The sequence below is a fragment of the Pacificispira sp. genome (assembly GCF_965228185.1).
In the GTDB taxonomy this organism is placed as follows: domain Bacteria; phylum Pseudomonadota; class Alphaproteobacteria; order UBA8366; family Aestuariispiraceae; genus Pacificispira.
Genome location: NZ_CBDDHE010000002.1, coordinates 574,850 through 587,295, shown reverse-complemented (window position 1 = coordinate 587,295; position 12,446 = coordinate 574,850). Strand labels below are relative to the sequence as shown.

The 12,446-nt window shown below is 60.5% G+C and carries 10 protein-coding genes; 5 read left to right on the top strand and 5 right to left on the bottom strand.

The features are described 5' to 3' along the window. Positions 1–2 precede the first annotated feature (2 nt). The 4 genes from ACO06O_RS02725 to ACO06O_RS02710 form a co-directional block, all read right to left on the bottom strand. Positions 3–1,928, bottom strand: coding sequence for a TRAP transporter permease (locus ACO06O_RS02725; protein WP_421876021.1), 1,926 nt, complete (start codon positions 1,926–1,928; stop codon positions 3–5). Further along, positions 1,925–2,908 carry a TAXI family TRAP transporter solute-binding subunit gene (locus tag ACO06O_RS02720; RefSeq protein WP_421876019.1) on the bottom strand — a complete coding sequence of 328 codons (984 nt, stop codon included), beginning with the start codon at positions 2,906–2,908 and terminating at the stop codon, positions 1,925–1,927. The genes ACO06O_RS02725 and ACO06O_RS02720 overlap by 4 nt, the downstream gene beginning before the upstream one ends. A gap of 22 nt (positions 2,909–2,930) precedes the next feature. Next, positions 2,931–4,418 (bottom strand): aldehyde dehydrogenase family protein, encoded by a 1,488-nt coding sequence (locus ACO06O_RS02715; RefSeq protein WP_421876017.1) that lies wholly within the window; start codon positions 4,416–4,418, stop codon positions 2,931–2,933. 121 nt (positions 4,419–4,539) lie between these two features. Further along, positions 4,540–5,820 (bottom strand): Rieske 2Fe-2S domain-containing protein, encoded by a 1,281-nt coding sequence (locus ACO06O_RS02710; RefSeq protein ID WP_421876015.1) that lies wholly within the window; start codon positions 5,818–5,820, stop codon positions 4,540–4,542. A gap of 118 nt (positions 5,821–5,938) precedes the next feature. Between ACO06O_RS02710 and ACO06O_RS02705 the strand changes: the two genes are divergently transcribed. The 3 genes from ACO06O_RS02705 to ACO06O_RS02695 are packed head-to-tail and all read left to right on the top strand — an operon-like array spanning position 5,939 to position 9,052. Next, positions 5,939–6,883 carry a PDR/VanB family oxidoreductase gene (locus ACO06O_RS02705; protein WP_421876013.1) on the top strand — a complete coding sequence of 315 codons (945 nt, stop codon included), beginning with the start codon at positions 5,939–5,941 and terminating at the stop codon, positions 6,881–6,883. Continuing rightward, complete coding sequence (locus ACO06O_RS02700; protein ID WP_421876011.1) at positions 6,873–8,039, top strand: Gfo/Idh/MocA family protein; 1,167 nt, start codon at positions 6,873–6,875, stop codon at positions 8,037–8,039. The genes ACO06O_RS02705 and ACO06O_RS02700 overlap by 11 nt, the downstream gene beginning before the upstream one ends. A 23-nt stretch (positions 8,040–8,062) precedes the next feature. Further along, positions 8,063–9,052, top strand: coding sequence for an ABC transporter substrate-binding protein (locus ACO06O_RS02695; RefSeq protein WP_421876009.1), 990 nt, complete (start codon positions 8,063–8,065; stop codon positions 9,050–9,052). A 4-nt stretch (positions 9,053–9,056) separates the two neighbouring features. Here the strand turns inward: ACO06O_RS02695 and ACO06O_RS02690 are convergent, their stop codons facing one another. Next, entirely contained in the window at positions 9,057–9,596 is a 540-nt protein-coding gene (locus tag ACO06O_RS02690; RefSeq protein WP_421876007.1) for a MarR family winged helix-turn-helix transcriptional regulator, read from the bottom strand. A gap of 111 nt (positions 9,597–9,707) precedes the next feature. Between ACO06O_RS02690 and ACO06O_RS02685 the strand changes: the two genes are divergently transcribed. Together ACO06O_RS02685 and ACO06O_RS02680 are read left to right on the top strand one after the other, a co-directional pair. Then, positions 9,708–11,480 (top strand): thiamine pyrophosphate-binding protein, encoded by a 1,773-nt coding sequence (locus tag ACO06O_RS02685; protein WP_421876005.1) that lies wholly within the window; start codon positions 9,708–9,710, stop codon positions 11,478–11,480. Between the two features lie 597 nt (positions 11,481–12,077). Beyond that, positions 12,078–12,278, top strand: a complete 201-nt coding sequence (locus ACO06O_RS02680) for a hypothetical protein (protein WP_421876003.1) — start codon at positions 12,078–12,080, stop codon at positions 12,276–12,278. Positions 12,279–12,446 lie beyond the last annotated feature (168 nt).

Sequence of the window (12,446 nt, the reverse complement as noted above, 5' to 3'; positions counted from 1 at the left end):
CATTATTCCTCCTTCAGGACGGCTTTTGTGCCCGTCTGGCCGCGCCGGGAATGGAGATAGGTCGTAGCCAGAAGGAAGGCCGTGCCTGCCATCCCGGCCACCGCGATCATTGGCTGCGGAGTGACGGCCGCTACTGCGCATACGAACAGCGCGATCCGCATCGGCCAAGCCATGGCGCCGCCACCGGGAAACTTTGCCCATTCCAACGCCACCGCGATCGCGGAGACAGCCGAAATCCCGCCCAGGATCGTCAAGGTGACGGCAAATGCGTCCCCCTGCCCCAAAATCGCCGGGTTCCAAAGGAACACGAATGGGATCAGGAACCCGACAACGGCGAGACGTACCGCGTCCAGCGCAATGATGATCGGGTCTTCCTCCGCAATCGCCGCCGCCGCCAGGGCCGCCACCGCAATCGGCGGGGTGAGCGCCGACAGGATCGCGAAGTAGAGCAGGAACATGTGGCTTTCCAGGTCGGGATACCCGATCTTCGCCAAGGCCGGCCCAACCAGGACCGCCGCCAGGATATAGGCGGATGGTGTCGGCATCCCTAGGCCGAGGATGATCGTAACCGCAGCCGCGACGAGCAGCGTGATGACCTCGACACCCGCGGAGACTTCCAGAATTACATTCGCGGCCTTCATACCCAGCCCGGTCATCGACAGACCGCCGATCACCAGCCCCGCCGCCGCGCAGGCGCCTGCGACGGGAAGGATGCGCAATGTCGTCTCGGCCAGGCCTTCGACCACATCGCGCAGAGACATCCGCGTTCGCTTTGTAAACAGACTGGCGACGATCACCGCCATCGCCCCGGCCCCTGCGGTAAAGACCGGCGAGTATCCCGCAACCAGCACTACGACAATAATCGCGATGGGGACCAGGTAGGGCCACCCATCCTTCAACGTCTTCGCCAGCGGCGGGACCGCGTCTTCATACGGGCGGTAACTGTAGCGCACCGAACGGAAATGAACCTGCAGGAAGACGCCGAAATAGTACAGCAGCGCCGGGATGATGGCGGCGAACACGATCTCGCGATAAGGAGTGCCGGTGTATTCGGCGAGGATAAACGCAGCCGACCCCATGATCGGCGGCATTGCACTGCCACCGGTGGAGGCCGCGACTTCGACAGCGCCGGCGAAGCGTTTTGTGTATCCCAGACGCCGCATGATCGGAATTGTGATCGATCCGGTCGCGACAACGTCCGAAGTCGGGCTGCCGGACATTGTGCCGTACAGGCCCGATGAGATGATCGCGACTTTCGCAGGACCGCCCGCGCTCTTACCGGTTAACGAAGCAGCGAGGTTGAAGAAGAAATCGCCGCCGCCCGCCTTGGCCAGAAGCGTCCCGAACAGGACGAACAGGAAGACATAGCTGGCCACGACCTGCACCGGCACGCCGAAAAGACCGTCGGTGGTGAAAACCAGAATATCCAGAAGATAGCTGAAATCTGATATGCCGTGCCCGAATGGCGGTGGCAGCATGTAACCGAACTGATTGTACAAAAGGAAAACGCCGACCACGGCTGTAAGTCCAAGCCCCGTCGTCCGGCGGGTCGCCTCCAAAGTCAGCGCCAGCAAGGACGCGCCGAAGAAGAATTGTGCCGGGGTAAAGGGATCCAGCAGTGTGATCCGGTCCGAGATTTCCTTGGCATTAATGAAGAAAAACACACCGGCTGCTAGGCTAAGGGCCGATAGTCCCCAATCCAGGACCGTCGGCCTGTCCGATGCATTCGGCGAATGGCCGATGACGATAAACAGAAGCGTATAGATACTGGAGACAAATAGAATTCCAAGCACCAGCGGGTCGGATATCACGAAGATATTCGCGTAGATGACCCAGCAGGCAAACGCCGCCGCCACGAGGCTTAGCAGCGTAAGCGGCGCACCTTTGAAGGTGCGCCGCCGACCCGTTGCGAGGAGGGAAATCCTCATTTAATTAGGCCCGCTTCTTTGTAGGCGCGCTCTGCGCCGGGGTGGAACGGAAGAACGGTCTGACTGACCATCAACGCCGGATTCAGCTGCTGCATCGCCTTATGCACGCCCCGGATTTCATCGATATTCTCGGCAAAAGACTTCGCCAGCGAATAGGCGGTGTCATCCGACATGCTGTCGGTCGTGACCACCATCGCGCCGAGCGCCATGGTCTTCACATCGCCTTCCTGCTTCGAATAGCTGCCGGACGGGATCGTATAGGCGGATGTGCCGAATTCTTCGTTCGTCGCATCGATCACGTCTTGCGGAATCTGCAGCAGAATGACGTCGACATTCTCGTCAATCGCCCGGAACGAGGAATGGCCGATGAAGATCCCGTTGGTCGCCATGCCAATGCGGCCGTCCTTCATCAAGTCGCCCTGTTCGTTGGCACCGGCGCGAACGAAGCTGCCACCGTTTTCAGTCAGCTTGGCTTCACTTAGCCCCGCCTTCTCCAGCATGAACAGTGCCACGTTCCCGGTGATATTCCCCGACCGGTTGATACCGATGGAAATCGGCGCGCCGGAGGTCGCGATATCGTCCAGGCTGTCGATGTTGTACTGCTCGGCCAGATCCTTCCGCAGGAAGAAATGCATTGGCGCCCAGTTATACATGTAGCCGATGGCCATCATGTTCGTGACCGGCGCATTGAACGGTTCCTGTCCGGTCAGCGCGAGTTTGACCTCGGCGTCATGGACCAGCCCAAGATCGGTGCGGTTGGCACCCAGAAGACCGATATTGGCAAACCCCCCCCCGGTCGCCTGGTAGGTGATCACGGAATCCCCATCGGACACCTTGACCGCCCGATCCATACCGGCACCCAGCAGCGACCAAAGGCCGCCGGGGTTTCCGCCGGACAGGGTCAGGTTGACCGGCTCCGCCTGGGCCGCCCCGGCCGTCAGGCCAATACAGGCGGCAATTACAAATGCCTTAAGTTTCATCGAACGTCTCCCTTCCTCACCATCATGGGTGTTTTGATTGTTTCGGAACGATCGTGACCGTCTTCTGCTCGGTGTAGGCGAGAAGCTCCTCCAGACACTCTTCGCGTCCGATTCCGGAACTCTTCACGCCGCCGAACGGTGCGCCGAGGTAATGGTCACTCGAATCGTTGACCCAGACGTATCCAGCCTGGATGCGATCCGTCAGGCGCATTGCGGTATCGAGGTCCCGGGTCCAAACAGACGCGGTCAGTCCGACATCCAAGCCATTGACGACGTCGAGCATCTCGTCTTCGTCTTGCCAGGAAAGGACGGACAGAACCGGCCCGAACACCTCTTCACGCGCAATTCTCATTTGCGGCTTCAAACCGGTCACCAGCGTCGGACGGACGAAGTATCCGCCCTTCGGTACGCTGGACGGCTCTCCGCCAGCGGCAAGAACGGCGCCTTCCGACACCGCCTGCTCAATGAAGCCGCACACTTTCTCGTATTGCCGGGCCGTCGAAAGACAGCCCATCTCCGTAGCGTCGTCGGTCGGATCGCCGACCCGAACCTTGTCGAAAGCCTGCGCGATACCGTCGACGACGCGGTCATGCAGAGATTGATGTACGAGAACCCGGCTCGTGGAACCGCAGGACTGTCCGGCGGTCCAACCCAGATTCATGCCCTTAACAGCACCAGCGATCGCCGCGTCGATATCGGCGTCCGGGCAAATCACCAGGGCATTCTTGCCACCGAGTTCTAGCTGTGTGCGTTTCAGCGTATCGGCACCGCCACGCAGCACGGCCTTGCCGGTCTGCACACTGCCGATCAGGCTGACCGCGGAAATACAACGGTGCCCACAGATGGCCGAACCAAGCTCCGCGCCCCCCGTCAGCACAGACAGTATTCCGGGCGGGAAGATATCGGCGATCAACTCCGCCATGCGCAGCGCAGAGAGCGGCGTTTCTTCCGAAGGTTTCACGATGACCGCGTTTCCAGCGGCCAATGGCGCCGCCATCTTTGCGGCCGCGAAGAGAAGCGGGTGATTGAAGGCCACCAGCCTGGCAACGACGCCCAACGGTTCCCGCGTCACATAAGTGATTTTCCCATCGCGCTGCGGAATCGTCTCGCCCTTGGCTTCCGTCGCGATGCCCGCAAAATAGTCGATCAGTGTCGCTCCAAGACCGACGTCGAACCGCATACCGGTGATGGGATTTCCGCTATCCAGCGCATCGATAAGCGCCAATTCCTCCGCATGATCCCTGAGACGTGCCGCAGCCTGACGCAGTGCCGCCCCTCGCGCGCCGGGACCGGCGCGGCGCCAAGCGGACTGAGCCGCCTTAGCGGCATCGACTGCGGAACTGAGGTCGGATAGGTCGGCATCGCGAATGGTGGCCAGCACCGTTCCGTCACTGGGAGAGCGAATGTCTCGTTCGCGGCCCGCCCCTTGGCGCCATACCCCGCCGACGAACAGTTCCGTTCGTACGACCGGCAGACTCCGCGCGGGTGCTTCCTTGGCGTAACCAGGCACTGTACCCTCCCATCGAACGGGCCCAGGGGCCCCACGTCTTTTCGACGCTTTTTAATCGTTGCATCGCGGTGACTGGCACCGCACGGCCGCGCGTTCGTTGACGGCGGCCGCTATCTTTCCGTTACTCGGCGGCGTCCGCCGGTCTTTCCTGACCCAGGCTCCGCCAATCGATTTCTTTGTCGTATACGCCTTCCTTGGACGAGACCGTGACATGGGGGACCAACGGTGCCGTCGTTCCGATCGCCGGCCCGCCCTCCAGCACCGTGCGTGCCGCCTCGCTCATCAATCGTCGGAATTCTACGACCGCGATATCCGATGACCCCAGCAGGTCCGTCGATCGGTCGACCCGGGCACCCATCGACACCCACATCGCAAGATCCTGGTTCGGAATTCCTTGAATGCCGGTGAAGTTGCCCAGTTTCATAGCCTGACGGTCTTGCAGGAAATTGTTGTCCTCGTTCCGCTTCGGTACCCATCGGTCATCGACATCGATGCCTTTCTGGGTATGGGTAAATTTTCGCCATTGCTCGGTCGACGGACAGGCCTTGCCGCCCCAGGCGATGAAGTGAAAATGGCTGGTCTCGTCGTCGATCGGGACAATCACCGTCGCGACGTTATAGTTGTTGTTCGGCGGGATCAGCGATGTGAACGGGGCGATGTATTCGGTGATCCGCAGATAATTGCGAGTCGCGGCATGTTTGATCGGCTTGCGGATCGCCGCGTAGTGAAACCCGTAGGGCGTCCGTTCCGTCTGCATGCGCGGCGACTTGTCGGTCGACGGACGGTACCAGGACGCATCGTCCGCTGCGGCACCCGGTACGCGTGCGGGAACCATGTCGGAGGAATGCAGCGAGGAGGAATGCGCGCTGTCGATCTGGCCTTCCGTGATCTGCGCCCAGTTCGCCGGGATACGCATTTTCAGAATAGAGACCAGCGTGTCGTCATCCGGCGAGAAGGCAGGCCGCTGAAACTCCGGCGCCTCGCTCTCGGTATCGAGCCATGCCCAGACAAAGCCTGCACATTCGTGGACCGGATAGGCCTGATGGCGAACCTTGTCGATCATCGGGGACCCTTCGGGCTCCGATGCCATGGACACGCAATTACCCTCTACGTCGAATTTCCAGCCGTGATAGAGGCAACGCAGTCCGCAGTCTTCATTCCGGCCATAGACCAAGGACGCCTTCCGATGCGGGCAAAGCTCGTTGAGCAGCCCCACGCGGCCTTCGGTATCGCGGAAACAGACATAGCGCCTCCCGATCGCTTCGATTAGCAAGGGCTTGCCATCGGGCTCGGAGACTTCCTCGGAAAGACAGATCGGGACCCAATGCTGACGCATGAGCTTGCCCATCGGCGCGTCGCCTTCGACCAGGGTCAGAAGATCGTTCTCTTCCTTGGAAAGCATGCGTTTCTCCCGTTTCTCTTCGTTTCATCTTCAGGGCAATGCTCTTGACGAAACGTTAGATTTCTAATATTTAGACATCTAATAACATGAGAATCTGAGATTTGACAAGGGGGATTTCGTGGAAGCGCCCAACGACCGGATCGAGATGAAGGTGGCGGAGCGCCACAGCCTGACCCCGGAAATCATGGAATTCACGCTGGAACCGGCAACCGGATCGGCCCTGCCGGCCTTTACGCCCGGCGCCCATATCACTGTCGAGACCCCTGACGGCGCCATGCGCCGATATTCGCTTTTGAACGACGGAACGGCCCCTTCCGCTTATGTGATCGCCGTTAAACGAGAGCGAAACTCCCGTGGCGGTTCGGCGTCGATGCATGAGCAGGCGCAGGAAGGAACGGCGCTGTTAATCGAGGCTCCGGAGAACGACTTCGAGTTGGTCGACAGTGCGAAATACATTCTGATCGCCGGCGGGATCGGCGTGACCCCGATCCTGTCGATGGCCCGGCATCTCAGCCGTGAAGGAAAACCCTTCACCATCGTCTACTGCACACGGACCGCCGCAGACACCGCGTATCTGGACGAGATTTCAGCCTTCAAGGGCGCCACCGTCCACCACGATGAAGGCGATATCGATCAGGCTTATGATTTTTGGGACCTGCTGGAGAAACCCGGGACGGAGCATGTCTACTGCTGTGGCCCGTTCGGCCTGATGGAGGAAATCAAGGCCCTGACCGGACATTGGCCGGACGGTCGCGTTCATTTCGAAGAGTTCAGCCCGGTTTCCGTCGTTCGCGACGACGATGTCGCGTTCAACGTAACGCTAAAATCGAAAGGCCAGACGATCGAAGTTCCCGCCGATCGCTCCATTCTGGAAGCCTTGCGGGACGCCGGAGTGCAGACCGTTAGTTCTTGCGAAAGCGGCACGTGCGGCACCTGTAAATGCGCCTTGATCGAAGGCGAAGCGGATCACCGCGACCTTGTCCTTATGGACGAGGAAAAAGCCGACCACATCATGATCTGCGTCTCGCGCGCCAAGACCGGGGACCTGACGATTGATCTCTGACCCCATCCGTCTGGGGGTCGCCGGACTCGGACGCGGCTTCATGTTGACTTTGCCGAGTTTGCTGGCCGATCCCCACACCAAACTGGTGGCCAGTGCCGCCCCGCGGGAGGAATCGCGGCAGGCCTTCCGAAACCAGTTCGGAGGAAACGCTCACACGACTGTCGAGGAACTGGCGAAAGACCCGGATGTCGAAGCGGTCTACATCGCCACGCCGCATCAGATGCACCGCGACCATGCGGAAATTCTGGCGGCAGCCGGAAAGCACCTTCTTGTCGACAAGCCGCTGGCCATAGACATGGCGGATGCGACGGCGATTGTGGACGCGGTAGAGCGGGCCGGGATTCGTCTGGTCACCGGTCCCAGCCATAGCTTCGATCAGCCGGTCGTCGCCGCCCGCCATATAATCGACACCGGGCGCTTCGGAACGGTGCGCATGGTCCACGCCCTGAATTACACGGATTTCCTATACCGCCCGCGCCGGCCGGAAGAACTTTCAACGGCATCGGGCGGCGGTGTCGTGTTCAGCCAGGCGGTTCATCAGGTCGATGTCGTTCGCCTGCTGATGGGAGGGACGGCGCACGCCGTCTCCGCCGCGACCGGCAACTGGGACCCGGCGCGGCCGACCGAAGGCGCCTATGCGGCATTGCTGCATTTCGACGGGGGCCGATTCGCAAATCTCGTTTACTCCGGCTATGCCCATTACGACAGCGATGTCCTCCAGGACGGGATCGGCGAACTGGGCCAGCCCAAGGATATGTCGACCTATGGCGCGGCCCGCCGGGCGCTGGCCTCCGTCTCCTCTCCGGAGGAAGAAGCCGCGTTAAAGTCGAAACGCACATTCGGCGCCACCGAGGTCCCGGCCGCCGCCCCCCATCCCGAGCATTTCGGGCCGGTCTTCATCAGTTGCGACCGTGCCGACCTGCGCCTGACCGGCAAGGGGATCGAGATATGGGGCGATTCGAAGCGGGAATTCGTCTCTGTCCCCGCCATCCCGGCGCCACGCACCGAAGTTCTGAAAGGTCTCTACGACGCGATCCGGTTTGGTAAGGCGCCACCGCAGAATGCGCGGTGGGGCCGTGCCAGCCTGGAAGTCTGTCACGCGATCCTGGAAAGCGCGAACACCAACGAGCGCATCTTACTGCGCCATCAGTCCTAGATATCAGGGAGGAAAGACCGAATATGGGTACGCTGAGATTATCGATCGCCATGGGCGATTACGACCGCACCCGGCCGATCCACGACGGTCGCGTCAAGATTGACGGTGTGGAGCCGGTGACGATGCTGCTGTCGCCGGAAGAAATGTTCTTTCGGGCCTTCCGGCATGAAGCCTTCGATGTCAGCGAGCTTTCCTTCTCCTCCTATTGCGTAAAGCATTCGAAGGGAGAGAGCCCCTATGTCGCCGTGCCGGTATTCCTGTCGCGGGCTTTCCGGCATTCCTCCATCTATATCCGTACCGACAAGGGAATCAAATCGCCGGCGGATCTAAAGGGCCGCCGGATCGGGATCGCGGAATGGCAATTGACCGCCAATGTCTGGGTCCGGGGAATCCTGGAGGACTACGACGTCAAGCAATCGGAGATCAGCTGGGTGCGCGGCGGTATGCACGCAACCGGACGCCCCGAAAAGATTCCGGTCAACGTCCCGAATGACGTCACGATCGAAGCGGCCCCGGACGACCGGACGCTGGATCAGATGCTGCGCAATGGAGAGATCGACGGGTTCATCGGCCCACGGTCCCTGCGCTGTTTCGACGAGGGACATCCGAATGTCGGACGGTTGTTCGCGGACGGCATCGAGGCGGCGTCCGCCCATTTCGAGCGTACCGGCATCTTTCCAATCATGCATGTGCTCGGCGTGAAGCGGGAGATCGCGGATGCCAATCCCTGGCTGCCCGGCGCCCTGCTGAAGGCCTTTACACAATCCAAGGCAATGGCACAGCAGGCCCTGCAGGACACGTCGGCGACGAAGGTCACGATGCCCTTTGTCGAAGATACGCTAACGCTTGCCCGGCGCCTGATCGGGCCGGAAATCTGGACCTATGGCGTTCCCGGCAACGAGACGGTGCTGGAGGCGTTTCTGGACCTGCATCACCGGCAAGGACTTTCCCCGCGCCGCCTAAGCATCGGCGAGATTTTCCATCCGGCGACCTATGAGGCCTACAGCCTGTGATCGGCTACTCCATGAAGCTGGAACGCGTGGCCGGCATTTTCAGGCCCCGCGCTTCGGCTTCAATCTCATCCTGTTCAAGATTGGCGAGGATCGCGATCAGGTCTTCGCGGAGCCGGTCACGCCGCTCTTCCGGGATACCCGCAAGGGCGACCTCGTTCGCTTCGACCGCAAGCGGCTCGAGCAGTTTTTGCAGGTCGCGGCCCTTGGGACATAGGAAGACATGCTGCCGCCGCTTGTTACCGCCCTGCGTCCGGCGCTCGATGATCCCCAGCCGCTCCAACTTCGTCAGGGCGGTATGGGTGGTAGGTGCCGTAAGGTTTGCCGCTTCGGCCAACTGGCTTTGCGAAATTCCTTCGTGCTTCCACAGGATGCGCAGGAAGACCCATTGGCCGAACGAAATTTCATGCAGGGCCAACCGGCGTGCAAGCGACCGATTGAAGCCGCGGGCACACAAACGGACGAGATGCGCAATGCGTTCGTCCTGGTACGACAGAAGGTCCTTCGCATCCGGGGCGGCGTCGGGTTTCGGCCTTGGCGTGGACATCCGGTCTCCTGGGCTCGATGCGAAGAAATGCGATACCGTCACGAGAAACGCGATCCGGACGGGCTATGTCGCAGCGCGAAAGATGCAGCACAATAGCGAAGGAAGCAGGAATTGGTAAACCCGAGGAAAGACGACCCCGCCGAAACGCCTGTGCCGAGCTCCGGCGACACGCTATGGGGCAGCGATGCCCTTGCCGAGACGCTGCGCCGCCTTGGCATTGAATATGTCGCGCTGAACCCGGGCTCCAGCTTTCGCGGACTCCACGACAGTCTGGTAAACCATCTGGGCAATACCGATCCCAAAATGCTGCTCTGCCTTCATGAAGAGCATGCCGTCGCAATCGCACATGGCTGGGCCAAGGTAACCGGCGAGCCGATGGCGGTCATCCTGCATGCCAATGTCGGCCTGATGCATGGCTCCATGGCGATTTACAATGCGTGGTGTGACCGGGTTCCGATGCTGATTCTGGGCGCCACCGGTCCGGTCGCCGCCGATTTACGCCGACCGTGGATTGACTGGATACATACGTCCCGCGACCAGGCCGCGATCATCCGACCCTATGTGAAATGGGACGATCAACCCGCCAGCCTGCCCGCCTCGGTCGATGCGATGGCGCACGCCTTTTCGATTTCGAAGACCGCCCCGCAAGCACCCACCTATGTCTGCTTCGACGTTTCGGTGCAGGAGGCCGCGATATCGGACATGCCGTCGCTTCCCACATTCTCCACATACCCGACGCCGGATGTCCCGACACCGTCGCCCTCGCAGCTCGCGCACCTCAAGGACATGCTGAAGCAGGCGGAACACCCGACATTCATGTTCGGGCGCATGACCCGCTCTGCCGAGGACTGGTCCGCGCGCGTCGCCCTGGCAGAGCACTACGGGGCGCGTGTGGTGACCGACGTAAAGACCGGCGCGGTCTTTCCGACCGACCATCCGCTGCATGTCGGGCCGCCATCCTTCTTCCTGTCGGAGCCACAAGCAGCGGCGTTGCGGGAAGCGGATTTGATCGTTGCTTTCGATTGGGTCGACGTCGCGGGATCGATAGGCCACACGCAATCAACGGCTCCGGTGGTGAACATTTCCATCGATCATCATTTGTCGAACGGCTGGTCCTTCGATCATACCGGTCCGGTTCGGGCGGAATTGCACATCGCCACGCAGCCTGACCTCTGCGTTGCCGCCTTGCTGGATGACCTGGGAATCCCGCGGCCGGACGCCGTTCCCCCAATTCCTGTGACCGCCAATTCCGCTTTCGACGAAGCCGCCGACGCAATCTCGATGCAGGATTTCGCTAGCGCGCTCGGCGCAGGCCTTCGCGGAGAGCTAGCGACACTGATGCGCCTGCCGTTGGGATGGGATGCCGGACGTTGGGATTTCCATCATCCGCTGGACTATCTGGGGTATGACGGCGGGGCGGGTATCGGCTCGGGGCCCGGCATGGCGGTCGGCGCGGCACTGGCCTTGCAGGAAACCGGGCGCCTGCCGGTCGCGGTCATCGGTGACGGCGACACCATGATGGGAGTTTCCGCGTTATGGACCGCGGCCCGCTACCGGATCCCGATGCTGGTCGTCGTCTGCAACAACCGCTCCTTTTACAATGACGAGATACACCAGGAGAAAGTTGCCAAGGCGCGAAACCGCCCCACCGAAAACAAGTGGATCGGCCAGGCCATCGCCGGGCCGGATATCGACTTCGCGGCGATGGCCGAGGCGCAAGGCATGATCGGCATTGGCCCGATCTCCAGGCCGCAAGACCTGTCGGATGCCATCCGATCCGCCGCCCGCCAGGTCCGCGACGGCCGCTGCGTCCTGATCGATGCCCGCGTCGAACCCGAATACGCTTCCTCCATGTCAAAGGGCATGACCGACGATGGGTCATAGAAACATCTTAAATCGGCGGGCAACCGGGGAAACTCCGGGCGCCTCGAACGGTCTCACGAGGTCGACCTCGACGTCTGTTAAGGGTCAGGGACGGAAACGATAAGCGACAGTTCAGCCTGTCCGCTTCCCAAGCAAAATCGAACATTCCACCAACAAGCCGCTTTATCCTTAAACAATCTCAGACATCGATTGCCACTGCACGTCGTTGCCAACACCACTTTGAACTCAAAACCGAGCTCAGACCCAATTCTCATAAGCGCTGCCATTCTTAGCAGCCCCACCTATCGCTGAGAATTCGGCGATGTCCGAACAGTATAAATCACTCGATAGGTGGAATAACCTCAATACGGGCAGAGTTTATGAGAATCGTGCGTAATAACTATAAAAATGGACAATTATGGTCTTGTGCACCTAGTACTTCCTATTGATTTCGAGCATCAGCATCCGTAACGTAATAATGCTCTCGGTAGGAGCATGGCCCCCGTTGTTTCGAAGCTGTCGAAGCGCTACCGCGACTGATAATCCGGCCACATCTTGATTGTTTTGGCTCGGTTGCGGTTGACGGGAGACGCAAGCTGACGGGCCGGGAGGAAAACTATGTCGACTGATGACATTCGTCCTAAAACTCTCGGTGGAATCAAACAGCTCGCCAAGCGCCTGAAAAAGCGTGAGGGCTGTCCGCACCACGTTGCATTGGATATGGCCGCGCAAGCGGCGGGGTTTAGTAACTACAAGCACGCATTTCAGCATTTCGACATGAACCAATCCCTGTCGGCCCGCCGAGATGCCACAGAGTAATGAGTGCCGTATCGAGGTCTTCGTAAGTAGCGCTGCGCAGTTTAGGCGATACTAGCCGGATAGCACGCAGCTTCGCTGGTAGCTTAAACAACTTGCCGCGGTGATCGGCAGGTTGATGGGGTAAGGTGCCCGTAGCATGCTAACAACCAGCAATCGAGCGGCGAAAAA

Bases quoted from the DNA above. Each gene is read 5' to 3' on its own strand.
- ACO06O_RS02710 (WP_421876015.1), bottom strand. From the start codon at position 5,820: ATGCTTTCCAAGGAAGAGAACGATCTTCTGACCCTGGTCGAAGGCGAC.
- ACO06O_RS02680 (WP_421876003.1), top strand. From the start codon at position 12,078: ATGTCGACTGATGACATTCGTCCTAAAACTCTCGGTGGAATCAAACAG.
- ACO06O_RS02690 (WP_421876007.1), bottom strand. From the start codon at position 9,596: ATGTCCACGCCAAGGCCGAAACCCGACGCCGCCCCGGATGCGAAGGAC.
- ACO06O_RS02725 (WP_421876021.1), bottom strand. From the start codon at position 1,928: ATGAGGATTTCCCTCCTCGCAACGGGTCGGCGGCGCACCTTCAAAGGT.
- ACO06O_RS02695 (WP_421876009.1), top strand. From the start codon at position 8,063: ATGGGTACGCTGAGATTATCGATCGCCATGGGCGATTACGACCGCACC.
- ACO06O_RS02720 (WP_421876019.1), bottom strand. From the start codon at position 2,908: ATGAAACTTAAGGCATTTGTAATTGCCGCCTGTATTGGCCTGACGGCC.